Source organism: Sporosarcina siberiensis, from assembly GCF_042681925.1.
Taxonomy (GTDB): Bacteria; Bacillota; Bacilli; order Bacillales_A; family Planococcaceae; genus Sporosarcina; species Sporosarcina siberiensis.
Genome location: NZ_JBHUGI010000006.1, coordinates 161572 through 185135 on the forward strand (window position 1 = coordinate 161572; position 23564 = coordinate 185135).

Sequence of the window (23564 nt, forward strand, 5' to 3'; positions counted from 1 at the left end):
GACGATCTTCCATTTAGTTATTGGGAGATCGTTTGTTTTTGTTTAAAGTTAGCCGAAAACTATATACCCTGAAGAGTTAATCTAGGCTATAATTAAACTAAAAAGGAAGGTGGGAATTAAAATGACGGAAAAAATCGTTCCACTTACTGATTTACAAATTGCATCGAAAGCCAAAATGTTACCTATCTGGGAAATAGCAAAAAATGCGGGAATACCGGAGGAGGCGATTGAACCATACGGTCGATTCAAAGGGAAGATTGATGTGACTAAGTTGCCAAAGAAAGCGACAAATGGAAAAGTCGTTCTGGTTACTGCAATTAGTCCTACACCTGCTGGCGAAGGAAAATCAACCGTAACGGTTGGGCTTTCGGATGCTCTAACTAGACTAGGAGAAAAAACAATTGTTGCTTTAAGAGAGCCTTCACTCGGACCTGTTATGGGAATGAAAGGCGGGGCAACAGGCGGAGGGTATGCACAAGTACTACCGATGGAAGAAATTAATTTACATTTCAATGGTGATATACACGCCATTACTACTGCAAATAACGCACTTAGTGCACTTATAGATAATCATTTACACCGGGGGAATGATCTGAAAATCGATCCACGCCGAATCACATGGAAGCGTGTACTCGATATGAATGATCGCGCACTCCGTAATATTACAATTGGTCTTGGAGGTCCTGCACAAGGAGTTCCACGTGAAGACGGTTTTGATATAACGGTTGCCTCTGAGATAATGGCAATCTTTTGTCTGGCAACAGACCTAGACGATTTGAAAGAAAGAATTGCAAGAATTGTGGTGGGCTACACATATGACAAAGAAGCAATAACTGTTCGTGATCTTGGAGCGCAAGGTGCTTTAACATTACTTCTAAAAGAAGCGTTTAAACCAAATCTTGTTCAGACGATGGAAGGGACACCGGCTCTTATTCACGGAGGTCCTTTTGCAAATATTGCACATGGTTGCAACTCACTTATTGCTACAAATACTGCACGTTCGCTTGCTGATATCGTCGTAACAGAAGCGGGTTTTGGATCAGATTTAGGTGCAGAAAAATTTATGAATATTAAAGCAAGACATGGCGGATTTTCTCCTGACGCCGTTGTTATCGTTACAACTGTGCGTGCACTCAAGATGAATGGTGGCATACTAAAAGAAAATCTTTCGGAGGAAAACACGGAAGCTTTAGTACTTGGACTTCCAAATCTGGAAAGACATATCCATATAATTAAAGAATTCGGTATAGAACCAATCGTTGCTTTAAATCGTTTCGTAACGGATTCACAAGCTGAACTGGATGTAATTCTTACGTGGTGTAAAGAAAACAACATTGCGGTAGCCCTGACTAATGTGTGGGAAGAGGGAGGACAAGGGGGTATTGCCCTTGGTAAAGAAGTCATTTCGCAACTGAACCGAACAAAAAACTTTGCGCATTTGTATAATGTCAACGACACAGTTGAGAATAAAGTGAAAACAATTGCGGAGCGTGTATACGGTGCAAATGAGGTCATTTATACAGATAAAGCACTAAAAGACCTAGCTGAGATTAACAGATATGGATGGGATGTATTACCAATCTGCATTGCAAAGACGCAATATTCATTTTCGGATGATCCAAAATTACTTGGTTCTCCAAAAGGATTTCCAATCACAGTAAGAGAAATAATACCAAAGCTAGGCGCAGGATTTCTTGTTTGTTTAACAGGGGATATTATGACCATGCCTGGATTGCCGAAACATCCAGCAGCTCTAAATATGGATGTAGATAAAGACGGAAATGCAATGGGGCTTATTTAAAAACAGTTAATGAATTGACTTGAATTGAGTTGTAAATAATAGAAAACAGAACGTACTAGACGTTACTAGTGCGTTCTGTTTTCTTTAGTTTTTCTAATTATAACGTTTTATCATCAATCGAATTCAACCAATTTTCAATTGTGCCAATTACTGATTCAACACAACCGTCTTCAAATGGCGAAATTAAATTGGCTTCGTCCACGAGCTTTGTAAAAGATTTAGATCCACCTAATGTACACAAATGTAAATAATCTTTCCATGCAGCTTCACTGTCCTCTTGTGATCGTTTCCAAAATTGGAATGCACAAATTTGGGCGAGTGTATAATCGATATAATAAAATGGGTCTGAGTAAATATGAATTTGTCTTTGCCAAATACTACCGGCCTCCAAATATCCTACACCGTCATAGTCGCGATTCGGCAAATAAATTTTCTCGATTTTTTTCCATTCTGCGTTCCTCTCCGCAGGAGTCATCTCTGGATTTTCATAGACGATATGCTGAAACTCATCTACTGCAACACCATATGGCAGGAATAGTAGTGCGTTGCTTAAATGTGAGAACTTGTATTTATCGGTTTGTTCTTTAAAAAACAACTCCATCCAAGGCCATGTGAAAAACTCCATGCTCATGGAATGGATTTCTGCAGCTTCACTTGTGGGCCACATGTATTCAGGTATTCCAATTTTTCGACTGCTATATACTTGGAATGCATGACCAGCTTCGTGAGTGAGTACATCTATATCTCCAGAAGTACCATTGAAATTAGAAAAAATGAAAGGCGAGTCGTAATTATCGATAAATGTGCAGTACCCACCGGCTTCCTTTCCTTTTTTCGCCTCTACATCCATAAGATTTCGGTCAATCATAAATTGGAAAAACTCATCTGTTTCATTAGATAATTCCTTATACATTGTTTTACCGTTTTCGATAATCCATTCTGACGACCCTTGAGGTGTTGCATTGCCTGTAAGGAATTTTAGAGACTGGTCATAAAACTTTAGGGTATCGACCCCGATACGTGCTGCCTGACGTTTATACAGCTCGTTTGCAAGAGGGACGATAGAATCCCGAACTTGATCCCTAAACTTTTTTACCATTGCGGCATTGTAATCGATTCGATTCATTCGAATATAACCAAGTTCGACAAAGTTTTCATAACCAAGTGTTGTTGCAATTTCATGACGCAACTTTACAAGTTTGTCGTAGATTTCATCAAATTGAATTCCGTTTTTAGAATAGAAGTTTACCACAGCGTTTGAAGCTGCTTTTCGGACTTCCCGGTCCGTAGATTCTGCGTAAGGACCCATCTGGGCAAGAGTTCTACTTTGTCCATCAAAATCAATTTGTGCGGAGGCAACAAGTTTTGAGTAGTCTGAAGACAACTTATTTTCTCTTTGTAGTAATGGAATGATTTCTGCTGAAAAGGATTTAATAGAATTATCAGCCAGGGCAAATAACTGAGATCCCCATTTCTCCTCAAGCTCCTTTCGAAAAGGAGTTGCTACAAGTTCTTTATAATAAGCAGTTTCCAAATCTTGATATTCAGGGCCGATTTCATCAAAGTAATCACGCTCTTTTTGATAAAAATCATCGTTCGTATCAATCGATGAACGGATATATGCAAGATTGGATTGAGTCGAATAATCACTGCTAATGGCATTTATTTTATTAATAACTGTACTTTGTTCTTCATAAGTACGAGAGGAAGTAAAGTTTTTAAGCAGAATTTCATATTCTTTTTTCAGCTTACTTATTAGGGGTCTTTCATATTTATAATCGTTAAATGTAACCAATTGGATTCCTCCTCATAGCGTTTGTAATTGTATCTACGCTTCCCATTATTTACTACTACATACAGAAAAGCAATACTAAGAATGCCGAAGATTTCTTCAAAATAGTCTTCAAGGGGTGCGTAGAGTCCCATTTTGTTGTAGAGTGTTATAAGATGGAACTCTACTATAAGTGATGCTTGGCTTTTATAAGGTATACTTATTTTAGGGTAAATGAAATTACATGTTTTTGAAAGGTGGATGATTTTATGGAATTAAATGAATATGATCTAAAGAAAATGAGCGATCCAACTGGAATCTTGTCGGGGGAACGTTTTGAATTTCAACTATATGTTAAATTTGATGAAGACGATGAGCTGTACTCAGAAGGCGGAACGGGTATTCGTGTTATTTATGCTGTTGATAATGAAGTAGGACGTATCGCAACGTATAATTTCTTTGAGCGATCTAGTGGGAAAGTATTGGATTTTGAACTAGAGGACGATGAAGAAGCTGAGATACTAGAGTTTTGTAAAACTCATTTAGAATAAAACAAAGCCTGTACACTAGTCGTGTACAGGCTTTGTTTTATTAAAATGTTCTTTAAATACTGAACCGATTTACTTCCTTTTGCAGTTCTTCTGCAACATTTGCAAGTTCTTGAGAGCTAGAGGAGATCTCCTCATTAACGGCAAGTTGTTGTTCTGTTGCCGCACTTGTCTCCTGTGCAGTTGCGGCTGTCATTTCAGCAATTTTTCTAATTTCAACCGATCCCTCGGTAATATCTTGAGAAATTGTTTGAATGTGTTCGATTGCCTTTGTAACTGTGTTTACCTTTACGTTTACTTCTCCGACAGCTAACTCGATATCGTTAAAAATATTCATAGAATTTGCTGTAGAAGAAAGTCCTATATCGACGCTTTTACTTCCTTCATTTATCGATTGAACTGCTTTTTCTGTTTCTTCTTGAATGGTATTCATCATTTGTTCAATTTCAAAAGCGGATGTTTTGGATTGTTCTGCGAGCCGTCGAACTTCCTCGGCAACGACTGCAAAGCCTTTACCGTGTTCACCAGCGCGTGCTGCTTCAATTGCTGCATTTAGAGCGAGTAAATTTGTTTGCTCAGAAATTTCTGTAATAATAGATGTTACTTTTTGAATTTCAATAGACTGCTCAGCCATTTGACGAATGATTTCTGCAGAATGGTCGATTGATAAATGAATTGTATTCATTTGATTGGATACTTCTGAAACAATTTTTGAACCATCTGTTACAAGTAAGGAGACTTTATTTGAAGACTCAAGCATTTCAGCATTGCTCATTGCAATCTCGCTGACCCCATTTTGAAGTGAATGCATTGAATGTGCGGTTTCACCCACAATTGTTGTTTGCTGTTCACTTCCACGCATATTCTCTTCTGCAGCCCCAGCAACAAGCTCCGCTGAAGCAAGACTTTCCTCAGAACTAGCGGATAATTCTTCTGCTTGTGAAGCAAGTTGCTGAGAGGACAATCGAATTCGACCTAATAAGTTTTTTAAGTCATCAGTCATTCGATTAAATGAAGAAGCCATGTCTCCAATTTCATCTCGATTTTTTATAACTACATGTTGAGCGGTCAAGTCACCGGCAGCAATTTTTTCAATTGCTTGCGTCATTATAGCTACAGGTTTTGCAATTCCACGACTGATGACTGTTGCTACGATTATACTGAGCAATAAGCCAAGTCCTAGTAATGAAAAGGAAATAATGTTCGCTTTTTGAACGAGATTACGGAGATTACTTTGTGTTTCCGCCATTCCGAGTTGTTGTAAGTGTTTCAGCTCTTGCGCATTCTCCATTAACCAAGTATTATTACCAGCTGCATCAAGGCCTAATTCTCTCACTTGTCTATCCGATCCACGCATTATCATCTCTGCAGTCTCTTCCACTTTTTCATTGTAAAGAAGTCTTGTTTCTTTAATGACATCAAGAAGAGCAATGTCTTTCTCATTATTTAAACTTCCTTCAAGTTCATTAAGCAATTCCCCAGACTGCTCAACAGCGGCATCCCATGATTCCATGTAATGAAGGTTTTTATATACGATGTATCCATTTATTGCTATGAAGCTGTCTTTTTGCGAGCTAATAAGATCATCCACTATATTTATATTATGTACTCGATCATCAATGAGATGTTCATATTCATCGATGATCAATTTAGTGGAAAAGTAGGAAGTTCCACCAATTAAAATCATTAAAATAAGTAAAATAGAAAAACCAAACCACATCTTTTTTCGAATCGATAATTTCAAAATCAAAATCCCCTTTTAATTCAGAATGGTCATAAAATACTAGTATACTTCATTGTGAGGATAATACTACTTACTTTTTACATTTATATTCGATTTAAATAAAATGAATCATATTATGTGTTTTTTCACTTTTGATGTAAGATAATAGAGGAGATGGATATTCTGCACTTTGAGAATACATAAGAAACAAATTAATTACATTGGGGTGTTTATAGAATGAATAACGAAATAGTAGATATTACAATTATAGGTGGAGGACCAACGGGCTTGTTTGCTTCGTTTTATGCAGGTATGAGAGAAATGTCGGTCAAGATAATCGACAGTCTACCGCAACTGGGTGGACAGCTTGTAGAGCTTTATCCAGATAAATATATTTATGACGTTGGTGGTTTTCCAAAGATTCTTGCTCAAGATTTTGTTGACAATTTAGTTGAACAAGCTAATTATTCAAAACCTGAAATTTTACTTAGTGAAACAGCCTTATCTGCAACTCGCGATGGCGATCACTTCATTTTAAAAACAGACAAAGGCGTTCATTTAACAAGAACGATTTTATTAACAGCGGGGATTGGTGCATTCCGTCCACGTAAAATAGGATTACCAGAAGAAGTGCATTTCGAAGAAAAAACACTCCATTATGCAATCAAGGATTTATTGGTGTTTAAAGATAAGGAAGTTCTAATATGTGGTGGTGGTGATTCTGCTGTTGACTGGGCACTCATGTTAGAAGGTCTAGCGTCATCTGTAACACTTGTACATCGTCGTGAGCGTTTTACAGCACATGAGACAAGCGTTAATCAACTAATGGAGTCTAAAGTGAACGTCAAAACATCGCGTGCTGTAAAATCGATTGTTGGTGAAGACGGAACGATTAGCGGCCTTATTATTGCTGAGAAAGACGGTACGGAAGAACATCTTCCAGTGGATCATCTTATCGTAAATTACGGAAACATTTCTTCACTTGGGCCACTAAAAGACTGGGGTCTTGAAATGGACCGCAACTCAATCATTGTAAATTCTCGTATGGAAACGAATATTGAAGGTATTTATGCTGCAGGCGATGTGACTTCTTATGATGGAAAAGTTAAATTAATCGCTGTTGGACTCGGAGAAGCTCCAATTGCTGTCAATCACGCGAAGGCATATGTAGATCCAAAAGCAAGACTGCAACCACTTCACAGTACGAGTATATTTGCATAAGCAAATTGAAAAAGAAATAACTTCTAGTCAATCAACATCTAATTAGAACATCTAAAGGCATCGCATTTTGCGATGCCTTTTCGTATATATAAGATTCTTTCCAATGTCACGGATGGATAGAAGTGGCAAAATTGCGCACGAAAAGTTAAATAAAAATTAAAGGAGCGTGAATGGATTGGTAAATCTAGCTTATAAACCACTAATTATAGGGAAGAAAGTTAATCTTAGACCCTTTAAGGATGAAGACTTTCCTTTTATAGAGGAATGCTTAAAGGACCCTGAAGTATTAAAATTGACAGGAAGCAGTTCAGATTTTGATAGAGAATTATTTCTTTATTGGTATAGTACAAGAAATGCACAAACAGATCGCTTGGATCTTGCGATTGTCGACCAATCTACAGACTTATTAGTAGGAGAAGTGGTGGTCAATTTATTTGATGAAAAAAATCAGAGTATGAATTTTAGAATTCTTATTGGACCGAGGGGAAGGGATCAAGGGTTTGGAACGGAAGCAACTGAACTTATAATTGATTATGTATTTAAGAATACTTCGCTGAGCCAACTAACTTTAAGTGTTTTTGATTTCAATCCAAGGGCAAAGTATGTATATGAAAAGGTTGGCTTTGTAGCCTATAGTATTGATGAAAACAATCTAGAATTCGACGATAAATGGATTGACTCTCTTAACATGAATTTAACAAGAACGAATTGGCTAAATAGAATGGAAAAAAGTTATGAAAAAATTTGAATGGAGAAAAGAGTTGAAGGAATTATATTTGCCGAAAAAAGAACCAACTAAAGTTGAGGTTCCAAAAATGAAGTTCTTCACAATTGAAGGAAGTGGAAATCCAAATACGAGTGAACAATTTCATGGAAATACTTAGGGCGTTGGAAGGATTAAGAGTTCACAAGGGGTTGTCTTTCATTGATAACTACCGTGAAGGTGATTTATGTGAATTAGAAAAACCTAGATTGCACATAATTGGCTAACTAGGTTTTTAATAAGTTATTTGATTAAAAATTTTTTTAGATAGATATTCCCTTATTTTACTTCTAATTCCTTACGAATTTCATTGAACAATTCATCTTTGTTTTTTTCTGAAATTTTATCAATTTTGCTTAAATCAATACGCTCAGATATAAAATGAACAACACTTTTTGACCTTGTTACCTTTTTGGATTCCGTATTTTCTGTATTCGTTAAAAGTTTAACTATATTATCTGAACCAATTTCGACCTGGAAAGGTACAGATGCAGGTCCATAAGCATCTTTAGTTTGTAATTTCTTTAAAAATAGAACATATTCTTTATTTAAATCAGGTTTATTATAGTTAGGAAGATTTAATTCAGCTTCTACATGTTCTCCAGCGTTATTAGACTCTAGATAAACAGTGTGCGGAATTGCTACTTCAATCGTTTTACCAGTTTCGCCTGCCAATTCTTCATCTACAATAAAAGTATAAATTTTGCTTAAATAATTTTCTCCCATGTTCCAGTCCTCTACAAATTTCTCGTAATGTCCTTTAACAATATAATCAGAGTTAGCCACAATGCCTTCAACATCTCCATTTACTTCATAATCAGGAGAAAATTTAACCTCATAAATTATTGGTTCAGCTGATGTAGTAACTTCTTCCGTTTTAAAAATTGATTTAGAAAGAAAAATCAGTGCAATAGCTAATACCACACAGGCAATTAGAATGGGAACTAATTTACTTTTATTTATCATCGCCAAAACCCTCCTTAGTATGAGCATTAAATATCTACAACTTTCATATCATCCTGGCGATCAATGTAAACTTTAGTTCAATTTCTTTGTGAACTAATAACTGTAAGAACCTTGTGATAATTATTTTCAGAGTCAATACCAATACCAATACCATGTCTTTATTCATTTACTACTGAACTTCAATTCGTCCCGGGGACGGGTGGACCAACTAACGCTTCGCTTTTGCAAGTAAAAGAGAAGCGTTAGGGGCACATCTTTGTTCTTAGATTTGGTTCACCGCTGGTCCAACGAAGAATTGTTTTTATTTTTCGCAAGCAGAATGCATCCGTTTGGAACGAAAATTAGCGTGTTAGACATTCAATTTGCACTACAAATATTTTTTTATTCCTACTTAACTCTTCTTAGAACGTTTCCAAATGAATAATCCAACCAATCCTACAACTACAACCAGTATTACTGCGTATACGTAATACAGGTTGTTTTGTGACTCGGGAGTTTCTTCAGTTTGTACTGGAATTTGACCTTCACCAATTATTGTAAGATCTTCAGCAGCATTTGCTAGTTCTGCCGTTCTGTCGCACAGTGTAGTAGATAATATACTCTCTCCATTTGAATCCAATGTGTGAGCGTATACTAAATACTCCTTCCCAACTGCAAAGTCGATACCACATGACGCTGAATCATTGCCGGTAAAAACTGAAATAGTGGTGCTGTCAATCCCTTTCCAAACCTCTCGTACTTTAAAATAAACTGTTTTTCCGTTATCCTTTTTATTTTTTTTAACTTCAACAACTTCTCCACTAAAAACAGCAGTCGCTTCGGATAGGGCTACGTCTGCAGATGGGGGCATCACACAGGAACAAGCCTCTGCAGGGATTGGTTTAAAATACACGACTAGAAGAACCAGAAGCAAGAATGGAATTATACGTACTTTCTTTTTCATAAGAATTCCTCTTTTCATTCGATTTATTATTAGTTCGTTTTGCGAGAAAATTAGTTTCAGTGTATTAAAAATAAAAAACGATGTTCGTGCACCCAACGGTTTAGAGAATCAAGTGTTGTGGGGATAGATTTCTTCTTAATATTTCAATGGCTGCTTCTTGATTTGTATTGTAACGATGATTTAATAGCATTTAACAGACCATTAATTCATAGATGAATTAATGGTCTGTTTTTTGAATTATTTGGTGCTTTGCATGGGCGAACTGAACGGATTATCTGTGAATAGAGTTGCATTTTTTAAATCAAAAAAGTTATGGCGAGGATGAGAACTATAGGGCCAAACAGAACAAGATAACCAACAGGGTGTCCGAAATTCAAGGTCCAACCAACGCCGAATCGCTTTTCTACAAAAACAGAAGGGTCGTCTTTATTGAAATAAAAGATACCGGCTTTCCAAAATTGGTCATCATCATAATCGGTAATACCCTCTACTTTTTCGTCTTCTATATCCACAGAAATACGAGACCCACTTTGACCAACTTTAAAAGCATAAAGTGCTGTAATAATAAAAATGATTAAAAGAAAAACGAGGGGGAGTGCCAGTAACATCGTCGGACTTCCGAGATTACTATGAATAGTATTCAGTTGTAAGAAACTAAATAGAATTGTTGTTAGAAGTGTGGTAGTAAATAAAAACCAACTTGTATATTTTCTAAACGATAATTGTTGAACTCTAGACCGTTTTTTTGAAGTTGCGTTGATTTTAATTCCTGATTTTTTCGTAAGCTCATTAACTCCGAGCATCATACCTTGCATGACAAGTAGAATAAGTAAAAGAGCAACAGCGGAAAAAGGAGTTTTTTTACTAAAGGCATCGGCTGTACCGTCAATTCCCCAATGTGTTGGAATCAGTTCGGGTAGATTTGCATACTGGGTTGCAGTATAAATTACCAATCCCAAGGTGACGAGCATAGGAAGTATATATATTGTCCACGGCAGCATTTCATCAGCTGATCGAATTGCGATGTCGGTTACACGTATTTGTTTTAAATCGGAACCCCAATTGTTATCGCGTTTGAGGCGTAAAGTCTTTGCGTGAAATAGAAAATATAAGGACATACCTACAAATAGGATGGCGAATTGAAGTACGACGCCAGTAAAAACAATTTTTTCCTCAACTAAGTTTTGGGAAAGTGCCCATATTGTAAAAACTAAAATAGATAGAATCCCCATGCTGGCTATAATTAATGAATAAATTCGTTTATAGGATGCTAGTTTGCTGTCATCCTTATTACTTACAGGGATTGTAACTCCAAAGACGAGCGTTCGTTTTATCAAATAAGGAATTGCTGATTGAAGAATGGTGATAAAGAGTAAAATGAAGAGCATAACTGTCAAGCTCATTGTTCTTCCTCCTTTACTTGTGAAATGAGATTTCTTACAATAGCCAATGTTTCATTTTCCGTAAGACCGATGGCAATAGCTTCATTTATTATTGGCCCTAAATCTCCCGCAATGCGTTTTTGTATTGCATCATCCACAAAAGGAATATTCACAACAGCACCTGACTTCGGTATGATGCGGATTATTCCTTTCCTTTCCAATTCATGATACGCCTTATTTACGGTATGCATATTTACACTAAGGTCTGCTGCAAGTGAACGAACAGATGGGAGCACATCATGAGGTTTTATTGAGCCCTTGGCGATCCCTTTTATAAGTTCATTTGATAATTGTATATAAATAGGGATTTCAGAATCCGCTTCAATATGAATAAATATATGAATACCTCCTCTTTGTTCTATAATAAGTATAACAGTTGTGAACTGTGAATTCTATAAAAAAACTCTAATTTCCTGACCTTTTTAGGTCGGAAATTAGAGTGTACAGTCAAAGTACTTTAGTTTAATTCAGAAACGCTAACAAATTCGAATCCTTCACTTTGTAGGTAGGATAATACTGCATCAAGTCCATCAGCTGTAGATTGGTGAATATCGTGCATTAAAATAATACTGCCATTTTTCGTCTTGTTTTGAACAGAAGCAAGGAGCTGATTTGCATTTCTATGTTTCCAATCCAGTGTGTCAACATCCCATAAGTATACTGGTAAAGCGGTTTGTGCCCGCACTGTTTTATTTACAGCTCCATAAGGTGGACGGAAGGCAGTGGCTTTAACACCAGTTACAGATTCGATGATTGAAGATGTTCTATTAATTTCAGACTGTACTTTTTGAATGCTAGATTTGGTTAAATCAGGGTGATTCCAAGTATGGTTACCAAGTTCATGTCCAGCATCTGTCACTTTTTTTGCAATTTCAGGATAATACTCAACACGACTTCCGAGCATGAAAAATGTTGCTTTCGCTTTATATTTATCTAGAGTCTCTAGAATCTGAGTAGTCACCTTTGGATCAGGTCCATCATCAAAAGTTAAAGCTACTTGCTTAACTCCGGTGTCTGTAGATTTATCACTGTTTTCTACAGATTCATTCGCATCGTTATTTGCTAAAGGAGATTTAGTAATCTTGTTATCTTTGATAGGTTGTGAGTCCGTTTCATTCGAGATAGGAGAATTGATAATATCTAAATCTCTATAAGAGTTTGCAAGTACTTTATCAAGTTCACGTAAAGGGACAGCAGTAATGGGTATACCTGCGGATTGTGGAGCTAATTTTAATTCAGGAAAGTAAAAGATGATTTCCTCATCCGTAATTGCAAAGTTATTAAAATTTTCCCAAATGGGTTCAGTATTGATAGTTACTTCTTCTGGAAATAAAGCGTTTTTAAGCGCAGGGTCATTTAATAAAAGAGGACGGACCAATTCGGAAACCAATTCGAGTCGTTTTTGATCATGATAAAAGACATCTTGAATTTCAATAGCTTCTCCAGATATAGGATTTAGATGAAAGGAACGAATTTCTGTTGTACCCTTGACTGAGCCATAGTTATTTGCCACAACCATTACGAATGAATAACTTCCCGAGTGCTGAGGAAAAGTCTCGAAGGATATATTTAATTCACCGGCTGACTGTAAACCTAAAAGCTTGTTATTTTGCATTGTATTTAAGTAGTTTTGTTTTGCATTTTTAACGTAAGTTTTAACATTGTCATTAAAGATGCTATGTATACTTTGGGGATATTGTATTGCGAATGGAGTATATGTATCATTAGATGTTTCTGTAACGATTTTAAAACCCGGATAATTGGATTGAATTGTTTCAATTTTAGTTGGTGGTAACGAAGGTGAAGAATTAACGTTGGTTTCATTAATGGTGTTGCTTTTTATAGTAATAAATGTTAAAAAACCAGCAATGAGTGTTAAAGTGATAACTATGACGGTAAAAGTAACATCAATCCAAGGCGAATGACGTTTCCTTTCTGTAATTTTCATAAACTAGTGTCCCCTTTGTATGTTATAAAATATTAGACGGATAAATGTCGAAAAAAGTTTCAAAGAATCAAATGTTTTATGTCGTAATTACTAATAAATTATCATATATAAGTATACAGTAAGATATATAGTTTACCAATGATTCAAAAGGCGTCATGGTGATGGTGTGATACAGGACTAGAGGCGTAATTAATTAATTTATATCTATTACGAGGGCATTGGATTCGGAAGTTATTCTTCTTTTTCTATCCAGATTTTTGTGATATAATGTGTTCATCTCGAATTTTACATTTGCGGGTACGTTTTTGTGCGTCTTCGTTTATGGATTATTTATAAATAACGGCTTTATAAATGGTAAATATAAGATAATAATTAAGGTGGAATGAAAAATGGAAAAAGAAACATACAGAATTCTTCTGTTTTACAAATACGTACCGGTGAAGAATCCGGAAGCATTTGTAGCAGAGCATTTGAAACGGTGTAAGGAGATTGGTTTAAAAGGACGAATCTTCGTAGGTGAAGAAGGAATTAACGGGACGTGTTCAGGAACAATTGAGCAAACAGATGCATACGAGGCGATGTTAAGATCGGATGAGCGTTTTTCCGACATTGTTTTTAAAATTGACGAATCAGAGGGGCATGTTTTTAAAAAGATGCATGTTCGAGTGCGCGATCAAATTGTCAATTTAAGTCTAGAAGATGATATTAATCCAAACGAATTAACAGGGAACTATTTGAGTCCGGAAGAATTTCTAAAAGAGATGCAAGACGAGGATACAGTTGTTATTGATGCACGAAATGATTATGAATTTGACGTAGGCCACTTCCGGGGAGCAATCCGCCCAGATATCGCAAACTTCCGTGAATTACCGGAATGGATTCGTGAGAATAAAGAACAATTTGAAGGTAAAAAGATTTTGACGTATTGTACTGGTGGAATTCGTTGTGAGAAATTTTCCGGTTGGCTTGTTCGTGAGGGTTTTGAAGACGTTGGACAATTGCACGGAGGAATTGTTTCGTATGGTAAAGACCCAGTTGCGCAAGGTCAGCTGTGGGATGGACAATGTTATGTGTTCGATGAGCGACTGGTCGTTCCTGTCAATCAAACGGAACATGTCATTGTTGGCCGAGACCATTTTGATGGTGAGCCATGTGAACGTTATGTTAACTGTGCAAACCCGATTTGTAATGCTCAAATTATTTGCTCGGAAGAAAATGAGCATTTCTATATGAGAAGTTGTACGGATGAATGTCGTGTACACCCTCGAAATCGGTACTTCATCGAACACGAGATGACTGTTGAACAATATGATGAGCGTATGGCAGCGATAGAAAAATTTAGAAATGAAACGTATGTTAGTCAATGAACAAATAAAAACTTCGTTTGGACGGTTAATCGACCCGTCTAGACGAAGTTTTTATTTATGAAAATGATATCGATATGAAAAATAATATGTGAGTAATCCTATAATCGGTATTGCTATAAAGAATAAATAAGTATACATGAAAAGATGCGGAGAATTGAAAATCATCATAAAGCCGAGTAGGACAAGGGTTATTGGCATTAGGAGAATGATGATTGAAAATGCGTTCTTAGCTGCTTTACCGGTTAATTCAGATTCTCGTTCGTCATTGGAGTTGAATTCAGGTAAAACGCGTTCTTGATACGTAAGCCGGCCAGTAAGATGATTCTTTTTGTAGATATGTTGCTGGCGCCAATCCAATAGAAGAGCAATGAAAAAACCACCTATAAAGAAAGGTCGTATTCCACTTAAAAATTGCAAATCATTAATAGAAAGTATGTAAAAGCCGAGCATAAGTAATGTGAATATTCTTGTGGAAATTGAAATTGTTAAACTCTTCATACTCATTTCTCCTCCTTTGAAAAAATCTCTTCAATCGGCATTTCAAACTCTTCTGCAATATTCATGGCAAGTAATAGGGAAGGGGTGTAGCTGCCTTTTTCAAGTGCTACAATGGTTTGTCTTGTAACTCCAACACGATTAGCAAGCTCACCTTGTGTCAGATTGAATCGTGCACGTAGCTCTCTGACCTTATTTACAAGCATCGGGGCTACCTCCTAATTTGTTTATATATAAAATGTATACTGAACCATACTTAATGTCAAGTTGAGTATACATGTATAAATGCCTGAAATTTAACTGTCTATTTTTAATTCTTCCGGGTAAAGCTGTTCAATGATATACTTGTAGGCAACCGTACTAAACTTGGAAGGATGAAATTTTTTATGCAATGGAAAAACATATATCGTGGCCTTTTTATGGGAATAAGCGATTTAATTCCTGGAGTAAGTGGAGGAACGATTGCTTTTATAATGGGCATTTATGATGAATTATTAGCTTCAATTAGTGGCTTTTTCAGTCGGGAATGGAAAAAGTATATAGGTTTTTTACTACCACTCGGAATTGGAATTGGAATTGCTCTTCTTGTATTTAGTAAAATGATTGATTATTTATTAGTAAATCACCACGCGCCCACACAATTCTTTTTTATGGGTTTAATTATCGGAGTACTACCATTTATTACAAAGCATGTGAATATGAAAAAGAATTTCAAGTTGCAACACTTCTTAATAATATTATTGGTGGGAGTGGCACTAGCTTCACTAGCTTTCTTAAAACCAACAGATACAACTCCAATTACGGTATTGACTTCAGCTAACGCACTTAAATTATTTTTTGCGGGTTGGTTGGGAAGCATGGCAATGTTGCTACCTGGTATTAGTGGTTCATTTATATTGCTTTTACTAGGTGTTTATTCAACTGCTATCGGTGCATTATCTAATTTAAATTTACCGATTATTGCAGTCATTGGCGCTGGAGTTATCGTTGGTTTCATTGTCAGCAGCAAAGTAATTAGTTTCTTGCTATCAAATTACACATATTTAATCTTTTCAGTAATTATTGGTTTAATTATTGGATCCATATTTGTCATATATCCCGGGGTTCCTGAACAAGGTACTGAGTTTGTAATGAGTGTACTGGCGTTCATTGTCGGTCTAATTGTGGCATCGCTTTTTAGTTCGCCAAACAAAGAATAAGCAACCTCCTGGATGTGTTTCAAAATGCTTCCTGTTCTGGTATTATATATATATATATATATAAGAAACAGTTTTCGAAAGGCTGAGCAGTATGACTGGACCTGCAACAGGTCAACTACAGACTCATCGCTCAACACACGAGGGTGATATTTAAGGATTCAATTCTAAAACAATAGTCCTTGTGTATATCACCGTTTTTATGCGTTAATGGTTGTAAACGAAATTCACAGTAGCGATGAAGAACGACGACTACTCGAAAAGTAATAAGATGTCCAAAAAAAACGCCTTATTAAAGGCGTTTTTTATTGAATAAAGGAGGTACTTTCAGTTGATTAAAGCTACGGAGATTTTAAGTACATACTTCGGTTATAATACGTTTCGGCAAGGACAGGAAGATGTAATCAGCAAGGTTCTAAATGGTGAGGATACACTTTGTGTAATGCCTACAGGAGGCGGGAAGTCGGTTTGTTATCAAGTACCCGCGCTCGTAATGGAAGGCACTGTGCTTGTTGTATCACCACTTATATCACTAATGAAAGACCAAGTCGATGCACTTCATGCGGCTGGTATTTCTGCTGCATTTATTAACAGTACAATGTCAGCGGAAGAGTACCGATTAACGATGGAAGCTGCATTAGAGGGTGAGTATCGATTATTATATATAGCGCCGGAGCGTCTCGATTCACCCTCATTTACAAACCAGCTTCGTTTGATGAATGTACCTATGGTTGCGATTGATGAGGCACATTGTATATCGCAATGGGGTCATGACTTCCGTCCAAGTTACCGTAATATCCGAAAAGTTATTTCTTATTTCGACACTAAACCAGTGGTACTTGCGTTAACAGCTACAGCCACACCAGCTGTTCGTGAGGATATTTGTGTTCAACTTGGTATTACAACTAATAACACGATAATGACTGGTTTTGAACGAGCGAATTTGTCCTTTTCGGTTTTAAAAGGACAGGATCGTGATAAATATGTAAAAGACTATGTGCGGAAAAATGAAGGCGAAGCAGGGATCATTTATGCGGCCACTCGAAAAGCGGTAGATCATGTCCATGACATGCTTTTGAAAATGGGGATAACCGTTTCTAAATACCATGCCGGCTTGTCGGATAATGAACGCCAATTAGGTCAAGAGCAATTTTTGAATGATGAAGTATCTGTAATGGTTGCGACGAATGCCTTTGGAATGGGAATTGATAAATCCAATATTCGATACGTTATTCATTACCAAATGCCGAGGAATATGGAAAGCTATTATCAAGAAGCCGGTCGTGCAGGTCGTGACGGTCTTGATAGCCATTGTACACTCATTTTTTCATCACAAGACGTTCAAACTCAACGATTTTTAATCGATTTATCTCAAGATCCTAGTCGGATTCCTGCTGAACTTGAAAAGTTACAGTTAATGATTGATTACTGTCATACAGAAGGTTGTTTACAAAAATTCATTATTACCTATTTTGGTGAATTAAACGCAGAAAACTGTGGACGCTGTGCAAATTGTACAGACACAAGGGAGAGTTCGGACGTAACAGAGGATGTTCAAAAAGTCTTGTCCTGTGTCATTCGTATGGGACAGCGTTTCGGTAAAACGATGATTGCCCAAGTTCTTACAGGATCTCGAAATAAGAAGGTCTTTGAATTTGGCTTTGAAAAGCTTTCCACATATGGAATTCTGAAAGAAAGAAGTGCAAAAGATGTATCCGAGTTTATAGAGTTCATAATTTCGGAAGGTTTCCTTGGAGTAGAAAATGGACAATTTCCTACGATTTATGTAAGTGAACAAGGGAAAAATGTACTAACTGGAGACATAAATGTGCAAAGAAAAGTATCGGTCGTAACGAAACAAATTACTGCAGACAATCCCTTGTTCGAACAGTTACGAGCACTAAGAAGACAACTTGCACAGGATACAGGAGTGCCACCATTCGTTGTTTTTTCTGATAAAAGCTTACAGGATATGGTCGATAAAATGCCTTTAACCGAAGAAGCCTTTTTAGAAGTGAACGGTGTGGGCCAAGCTAAGCTTGAAAGGTATGGCGAAGTGTTTTTGAATGAAATACGTGCGTTTAAACTGGAACATGCATAAAACAACATATCATTAAGAGCCAGTTAACATAACAAATAAAAAATCCACAGCGAAATCGCTGTGGATTTTTTATTTTCTTATATACGTTCTGCTTTATGTCCAATTAATTTATAGTACACAAGATACAATGATGGAATCATCACCAATGTAAACAAACTTGAGAATGCAAGTCCGGCAATGATTGTGATTGCAAGTGCTTCAAACAATGGGTCACCTGATACAGCAACTGGAATCAAAGCTACGATGGACGTTAAAGATGTCAAAATAATAGGTTTGACACGTGCATATCCTGACTCGACAATTGCTTCGATGACATCCATATTGCCTAGATGACGACGCGCTTCTACGAAGTCGATTAAGACAACCGCGTTCCGCACTACAATCCCGGTCAACGAGACAATTCCCATGATGCCAAGGAAACTGAGAGGTGTCTGTGTGATAAACAATCCAAGAATTGCACCAGAAATACCTAGATACACCGCAAACAATACGAGGAACGGTAAACTGAATGACTTAAATTGGAATGCGATTACTAGGTACACAAGTAATAAGACAACTAGGAACAGTATTCCAATTTCAGCAAAGAATTCCTGCTGATCTGAATTCTCTCCACCAGTAGAAATTGCATAGCCTTTAGGCAAATCCTTCTTTTCTGCTTCTGCAGCATTCAACATAGCTGCTTTAAATCCATCTGATTCACCATATGCTTTTAAAGTAATTGCTCGCTCTCCTTTTTCATGAGGGACTTGAGCGAGTAGTGATATTTTTTCAGAAGCGAGCAATTCATCCAAAGGAACGAGTTTTGGCGGACCTGGAGTCGTCATGGAAGGGACGACGATTTGTGAGAGGTCAACAACCTCGCCTTCGTTCACACCTTTCACATTTAACACAACTTGCTTTGAAATAGTACCTTCATACAACTTAAACAAAGGGACACCTTGCGTAAGCAATTGCAGTTGGTTCGATACTAAGCTCAAGGATACTCCATTATCCTCAAGTGCTTGACGATCTGGCACATACTGAATAGCTGGAACGGGTTCTCCTAAGTTATCTGTTACGATGTCAGCACCGTTTTCAAGTAATCTACTTTTTAAATCATCGCGCAGCTTTACAAGTTGGTCGATATCATCACCTGTAATCGTAACGGTAACCGGGGCACCGACAGGAGGTCCTTGAACAATTGTATCAAGGAATATTTCCGCATCGCTGTAACGCTTCCGTAATTCAGGTTCCCATTTTTCGATGAATTCAGAAGCACTTGTATTGTCATTTTTGATGCGGAACACCGCTTGACCGGTGTTTTCACCCGTGTTATTCATGGAGGAGGCGAACAGATTAGGTAATCCACTACCCGTGAAAATAGCTGTTTCTTTTACGTTGTTATCTTCATTTAAAACTTCGTCTATGATTTTTTGTATCTCATTATTCGTTTCGTCAATTGTTGTCCCTGCTGCGAGTCGAACGTTCATCGTCACTTCTTCTTTATCTGCGGCTGGGAAAAATTCGAAAGGTGTAAGCAGTGCTAAGAATAAAAAGCCTGTCGCTATGACCAATCCTCCGATTCCTACGAGTAACGGCCGTTTCAATACAGTACGTAATACCTTTTCAGAGTAGAATACAGCTATCATCTCTAATGGTTTCCCTAAAAATCCTGGTGTTTCCGAGATTTTATTATTACGCCGTTTCGTCTTGATGTATTGTAGCATCGGAACGAGCGTGACTGAAAGAATAGTCGATGCAATAATTGTCGTGATTAAGATACTGGGAAGTGCTTTGATGAATGCGCCATTCCCACCAGATAATAATAGCAATGGTGAAAACGTGACGACGATTGCCAAACTGGAAGAAATAATGGATGTATAGACTTCTTTTACACCATTAACGGCTCCATCCAGTGGGGAATCTCCTAGCTTATAGCGCCGTTGAATATTGTCATTCACGACGATACTGTCGTCAACGAGAATTCCTATCGCGATAATAAGCCCAATAACCGAGATTTGGTTCAAGTCGACACCCATGAATGGAATTGGAATGAGACCAACGAGCACGGATGCTAGAACGGTCAATGCCACCGCAAATGAACCGAACAATGTCAGTCCAGCTGTTGTCACAACGAGTACTGCTATGACTGCAATGAGCAGTGAAATATACAAACTATTGAATATTGAGTTCACATTGTCGGCCTGTGATTCATACGTGTGAGCCGTTACTTCTTTAGGAAGGTCTTTTATATATCGATCCATTTTATTATCGATGGTTTTATCTATAGAAGGGACATCTTGCCCTGGCTGTAGAAAAATAGTATATGAGATTGCAGATAGTCCCTCAAATGTAACAATATCTTTCGCTTCTTTTGCAACTTCTCCGATGTCAGCTAATTTAGCCAACGGTACACCTGCATTTCCGATTTGTAATTGTTTTAGTTTTTCGATGCCCTCATCTTGTTTTACTGTCAAAACGACGCGTTCCTTGCCGTCGAAATGGGTGCCGAGTGAGAGAGGTTGATTGGCTTGTTGCAACACACTGAGAACATCAAAAGGTTGCAGTCGATTTTCACCTAGTTTTTCAGGATCGAGTGTAATCATCACTTGCTTTTCTGTAAATCCTTTAACTGATGTTCCTGCAACTCCTTCTATAGATTGGATATCATCTGATAGTGTAGCAAACGATTTCTCTAAGTCTGAAAGTACCTTATCGTCTCCAGTAAACATGTACGAAACGAGCGGAAACGCTAAATCGAGTTTTTTTACTTCAGGTGCTTGTGCGTTCTCTGGTAAATCATTCGCGGAACCCTGTACTTCTTGTTGCAACTTACTTATTGTCTGTTCATTGTCGATGCCGTCTTTTAATGAAAGTGTGATGATGGATGCAGAATTTGCAGAAACGGAATTCATTGAATCGATCCCATCTACTCTCTTAACTGCCCGCTCCAATGGATTCGTTATGGTTCTTTCTACTTCTAAAGGTTCTGCACCTGGAAGAATAGTAGAAACCATCACAAGATTGACAGGAGTTTCAGGGATTTCCCGTTTTGGCAGCGTTAGAAACGTATAAGCCCCAATGAGCATAAGGATAAAAATAAGGAAAATGAATAATTTACTGCGTTTTAATAGATAGGTCAATGGTCTACTTCCCTTCGGTATGTATAATATGATTCCAACCCTATTAATCCCCTTTATCATTCCATAGTAAACCTTAAATCATAATTTAGGCAACACAATATAATAGACCGCAATTCTATATTGGAATTGCGATCTACTTCGTAATTTAAGTTTTATTTACTACTACTGAACTAAATGGATTGGATGAAATTCATAGACTTTCTTTTATGTCTAAAATTAGAACATCATTTCATATAATCCTATGAGCACAAGCAAAACTCCACCAATTCCATTCGCATAGTTTCCAATAAATGAATTTCCAATTTTTGTTCCTACCAGTACGCCAATATAAATAAAGAGAACAGAAAAGACACCTATTGAAAGAGCAGTTAAAATTGGAGAAACTCCTGCAATTCCAGCACCGAAGCCAATTGTTAAGCAATTTATAGCTAGAACAAATCCAAGTATAATAGATTCTTTAAAATTAATATCTTGACTACTTATTGATTTTTGCGAAAAAGAGAGATTCGAATTTTCTTTTTTTTGATTTGAGCTGGATCTACCAACATTTGAAGAAGTAGCAACAACCCAAATTCCTAATCCAATTAAAATAGATCCCCCTATAAACCTTGCTGCTGATTGTGAAAAGTACTGTGACAATAAACCCCCAATTGCAATGGAGATATATGCACATATTATGGAAATAACAGCAATGAGAATATTAGTTATGAATGGAATGCGATTGGATTTCAGCCCATAGGATACACTAATTCCTAAATTATCGATATTAGCCGCAATGCCTATTAACACTATTGTTAACCACTGCATTTTACTTCCCCCTGCACCTGTTTGTTAATCATCTATATATATGAGAATTGGGATAGTTGAGTGAGGGAAAAATTTGCAATCCAACAACTACTTTTTGAATAAATATGCATCATTATTTATAAATAATCATTTTAGGCTTCCTTTTTATACTCTTCTAGAGTAAAATGTGATTTATAAGATAATTTATCAAATAGAACAAAAAGAACATTTATAGGGGAAATGTAAAATGAAAAGAAAACGTATTGTTGTAAAAATCGGAAGTAGTTCATTAACAAATGATAAAGGTGAAATTGATCAAGACATGTTTAATGATCACATTCGTGCTGTAGCAGCTCTTCGAAATGGGGGACACGAAGTGCTTTTAGTATCATCTGGGGCTGTAGCGGCAGGTTTTTCAAAATTAGGTTATAGTACTCGGCCCGTTACGTTGAAAGGTCGACAAGCCGCGGCAGCTGTTGGTCAAGGCTTGCTCATTCAATCGTATATAAACAAATTCAGTGAATTTTCAATTGTCCCAGCACAGATTTTGTTGACACGGGATGACTTTACAAATCGAATACGCTATAGAAATGCATATGCAACAATTAAAGAACTTCTTGAAAGAAAAATCCTACCAATTATTAATGAAAACGATACAGTTTCTGTGCGTGAGCTTACATTTGGCGATAACGATATGCTTTCAGCACTCGTTAGCGGATTTGTGCACGCGGATCAACTCATCATTTTAACCGATATTAATGGTCTTTATGATGCCAATCCCCGTGATAATCCAAATGCGAAAAAACTAGACTCACTGGAAGGGATTTCCGATGAAATGTTGGTTTTTACAGAAGGCTCCGGTTCGAAGGTTGGGACTGGGGGGATGAGATCCAAATTATTAGCTGCTAAAACCGCTCTCTCCGTGGGAGTACCCGTCTTTATTGGAAAGGGAAAAGGGACTAATAAATTGCTTGAAATTTTAGCGGGAAAAGGCGACGGTACGTACATTTCTAATGAAATACAAACTCCAGTAAATATCAGCCAGCAATGGATTGCAATGCATTCAGAGTCCTCAGGTAAATTATATGTTGATAAAGGCGCAGAAGAAGCAATCCTATTCAAAAGTAGTAACTTATTACCCGCTGGTATCTTTAAAGTAAATGGGTCTTTTCAAAAAGGAGATATCGTTGAAGTTTTCGGGACGAATGGTTTGATTGGAAAAGGGGAAGTTACATATTCCTCCAACGACTTGCTTGATGTAATCGGAAAACGTAGCGACGAACGTAAAAAACGTGCAAGTGCAGCACAGGTTGAAGTAATTCACAGAGATAAATGGGTGAAAATATAATCTTGGAGGAAAATAGAATGAGT

The 23564-nt window shown here is 37.1% G+C and carries 20 protein-coding genes and 1 pseudogene; 9 read left to right on the forward strand and 12 right to left on the reverse strand.

The genetic code is table 11. The annotated features are described in order from the left end of the window. Positions 1 to 121 precede the first annotated feature (121 nt). The gene (locus ACFSFY_RS03750; RefSeq protein WP_381535829.1) at positions 122 to 1801 is read left to right on the forward strand and encodes a formate--tetrahydrofolate ligase; all 1680 of its coding nucleotides are present in this window, start codon (positions 122 to 124) and stop codon (positions 1799 to 1801) included. 97 nt (positions 1802 to 1898) lie between these two features. On the opposite strand, the gene ACFSFY_RS03755 is transcribed toward ACFSFY_RS03750, so the two are convergent. Continuing rightward, complete coding sequence (locus ACFSFY_RS03755; RefSeq protein ID WP_381535830.1) at positions 1899 to 3596, reverse strand: M3 family oligoendopeptidase; 1698 nt, start codon at positions 3594 to 3596, stop codon at positions 1899 to 1901. 245 nt (positions 3597 to 3841) lie between these two features. Between ACFSFY_RS03755 and ACFSFY_RS03760 the strand changes: the two genes are divergently transcribed. Continuing rightward, a complete protein-coding gene (locus ACFSFY_RS03760; protein ID WP_381535831.1) occupies positions 3842 to 4123 on the forward strand; it encodes a DUF6509 family protein in 282 nt (93 codons plus the stop codon). Between the two features lie 52 nt (positions 4124 to 4175). On the opposite strand, the gene ACFSFY_RS03765 is transcribed toward ACFSFY_RS03760, so the two are convergent. Beyond that, on the reverse strand, positions 4176 to 5864 hold the full coding sequence (locus ACFSFY_RS03765; protein ID WP_381535832.1) for a methyl-accepting chemotaxis protein: 1689 nt from the start codon (positions 5862 to 5864) through the stop codon (positions 4176 to 4178). A gap of 216 nt (positions 5865 to 6080) precedes the next feature. On the opposite strand from ACFSFY_RS03765, the gene ACFSFY_RS03770 reads away from it, so the two are divergent. The 3 genes from ACFSFY_RS03770 (at position 6081) to ACFSFY_RS03780 (ending at position 7948) form a co-directional block, all read left to right on the forward strand. Beyond that, on the forward strand, positions 6081 to 7064 hold the full coding sequence (locus ACFSFY_RS03770; RefSeq protein WP_381535833.1) for an NAD(P)/FAD-dependent oxidoreductase: 984 nt from the start codon (positions 6081 to 6083) through the stop codon (positions 7062 to 7064). 175 nt (positions 7065 to 7239) lie between these two features. After that, a complete protein-coding gene (locus ACFSFY_RS03775) occupies positions 7240 to 7812 on the forward strand; it encodes a GNAT family N-acetyltransferase (protein ID WP_381535834.1) in 573 nt (190 codons plus the stop codon). Beyond that, entirely contained in the window at positions 7799 to 7948 is a 150-nt protein-coding gene (locus ACFSFY_RS03780) for a hypothetical protein (protein WP_381535835.1), read from the forward strand. Before ACFSFY_RS03775 ends, ACFSFY_RS03780 begins: the two co-directional genes overlap by 14 nt. A 158-nt stretch (positions 7949 to 8106) precedes the next feature. Here ACFSFY_RS03780 and ACFSFY_RS03785 read toward each other — a convergent pair whose 3' ends face one another. The 6 genes and pseudogenes from ACFSFY_RS03785 to ACFSFY_RS03810 all read right to left on the reverse strand — a co-directional run bounded on the left by ACFSFY_RS03785 (position 8107) and on the right by ACFSFY_RS03810 (position 13126). Next, a complete protein-coding gene (locus ACFSFY_RS03785) occupies positions 8107 to 8793 on the reverse strand; it encodes a hypothetical protein (protein WP_381535836.1) in 687 nt (228 codons plus the stop codon). A 391-nt stretch (positions 8794 to 9184) separates the two neighbouring features. Continuing rightward, positions 9185 to 9736: a hypothetical protein gene (locus tag ACFSFY_RS03790; protein ID WP_381535837.1), complete on the reverse strand. Its 552-nt coding sequence runs from the start codon at positions 9734 to 9736 to the stop codon at positions 9185 to 9187. 296 nt (positions 9737 to 10032) lie between these two features. Further along, positions 10033 to 11139: a DUF1648 domain-containing protein gene (locus ACFSFY_RS03795; protein WP_381535838.1), complete on the reverse strand. Its 1107-nt coding sequence runs from the start codon at positions 11137 to 11139 to the stop codon at positions 10033 to 10035. Continuing rightward, positions 11136 to 11339 carry a hypothetical protein gene (locus tag ACFSFY_RS03800; RefSeq protein WP_381536050.1) on the reverse strand — a complete coding sequence of 68 codons (204 nt, stop codon included), beginning with the start codon at positions 11337 to 11339 and terminating at the stop codon, positions 11136 to 11138. Before ACFSFY_RS03800 ends, ACFSFY_RS03795 begins: the two co-directional genes overlap by 4 nt. 9 nt (positions 11340 to 11348) lie before the next feature. After that, a pseudogene (locus ACFSFY_RS03805) lies at positions 11349 to 11414 on the reverse strand (GntR family transcriptional regulator); the annotation flags it as partial. 221 nt (positions 11415 to 11635) lie between these two features. Beyond that, on the reverse strand, positions 11636 to 13126 hold the full coding sequence (locus ACFSFY_RS03810) for a polysaccharide deacetylase family protein (RefSeq protein ID WP_381535839.1): 1491 nt from the start codon (positions 13124 to 13126) through the stop codon (positions 11636 to 11638). 389 nt (positions 13127 to 13515) lie between these two features. Between ACFSFY_RS03810 and trhO the strand changes: the two genes are divergently transcribed. After that, a complete protein-coding gene (gene trhO / locus ACFSFY_RS03815; RefSeq protein WP_381535840.1) occupies positions 13516 to 14493 on the forward strand; it encodes an oxygen-dependent tRNA uridine(34) hydroxylase TrhO in 978 nt (325 codons plus the stop codon). 51 nt (positions 14494 to 14544) lie between these two features. Here trhO and ACFSFY_RS03820 read toward each other — a convergent pair whose 3' ends face one another. Both ACFSFY_RS03820 and ACFSFY_RS03825 read right to left on the reverse strand, forming a co-directional pair. Then, a complete protein-coding gene (locus ACFSFY_RS03820; RefSeq protein ID WP_381535841.1) occupies positions 14545 to 14991 on the reverse strand; it encodes a hypothetical protein in 447 nt (148 codons plus the stop codon). A gap of 2 nt (positions 14992 to 14993) precedes the next feature. After that, on the reverse strand, positions 14994 to 15194 hold the full coding sequence (locus ACFSFY_RS03825; protein ID WP_381535842.1) for a helix-turn-helix transcriptional regulator: 201 nt from the start codon (positions 15192 to 15194) through the stop codon (positions 14994 to 14996). Between the two features lie 180 nt (positions 15195 to 15374). Between ACFSFY_RS03825 and ACFSFY_RS03830 the strand changes: the two genes are divergently transcribed. Further along, a complete protein-coding gene (locus ACFSFY_RS03830) occupies positions 15375 to 16187 on the forward strand; it encodes a DUF368 domain-containing protein (protein ID WP_381535843.1) in 813 nt (270 codons plus the stop codon). Between the two features lie 328 nt (positions 16188 to 16515). Then, the gene (gene recQ / locus ACFSFY_RS03835) at positions 16516 to 18285 is read left to right on the forward strand and encodes a DNA helicase RecQ (protein ID WP_381535844.1); all 1770 of its coding nucleotides are present in this window, start codon (positions 16516 to 16518) and stop codon (positions 18283 to 18285) included. 77 nt (positions 18286 to 18362) lie between these two features. Here recQ and ACFSFY_RS03840 read toward each other — a convergent pair whose 3' ends face one another. Beyond that, on the reverse strand, positions 18363 to 21407 hold the full coding sequence (locus tag ACFSFY_RS03840; RefSeq protein ID WP_381535845.1) for an efflux RND transporter permease subunit: 3045 nt from the start codon (positions 21405 to 21407) through the stop codon (positions 18363 to 18365). A 216-nt stretch (positions 21408 to 21623) separates the two neighbouring features. Continuing rightward, positions 21624 to 22214, reverse strand: coding sequence for a manganese efflux pump MntP (locus tag ACFSFY_RS03845; RefSeq protein WP_381535846.1), 591 nt, complete (start codon positions 22212 to 22214; stop codon positions 21624 to 21626). 226 nt (positions 22215 to 22440) lie between these two features. Here ACFSFY_RS03845 and proB point away from each other — a divergent pair, with 226 nt between their 5' ends. Beyond that, positions 22441 to 23541, forward strand: a complete 1101-nt coding sequence (proB, locus tag ACFSFY_RS03850) for a glutamate 5-kinase (RefSeq protein ID WP_381535847.1) — start codon at positions 22441 to 22443, stop codon at positions 23539 to 23541. Positions 23542 to 23564 lie beyond the last annotated feature (23 nt).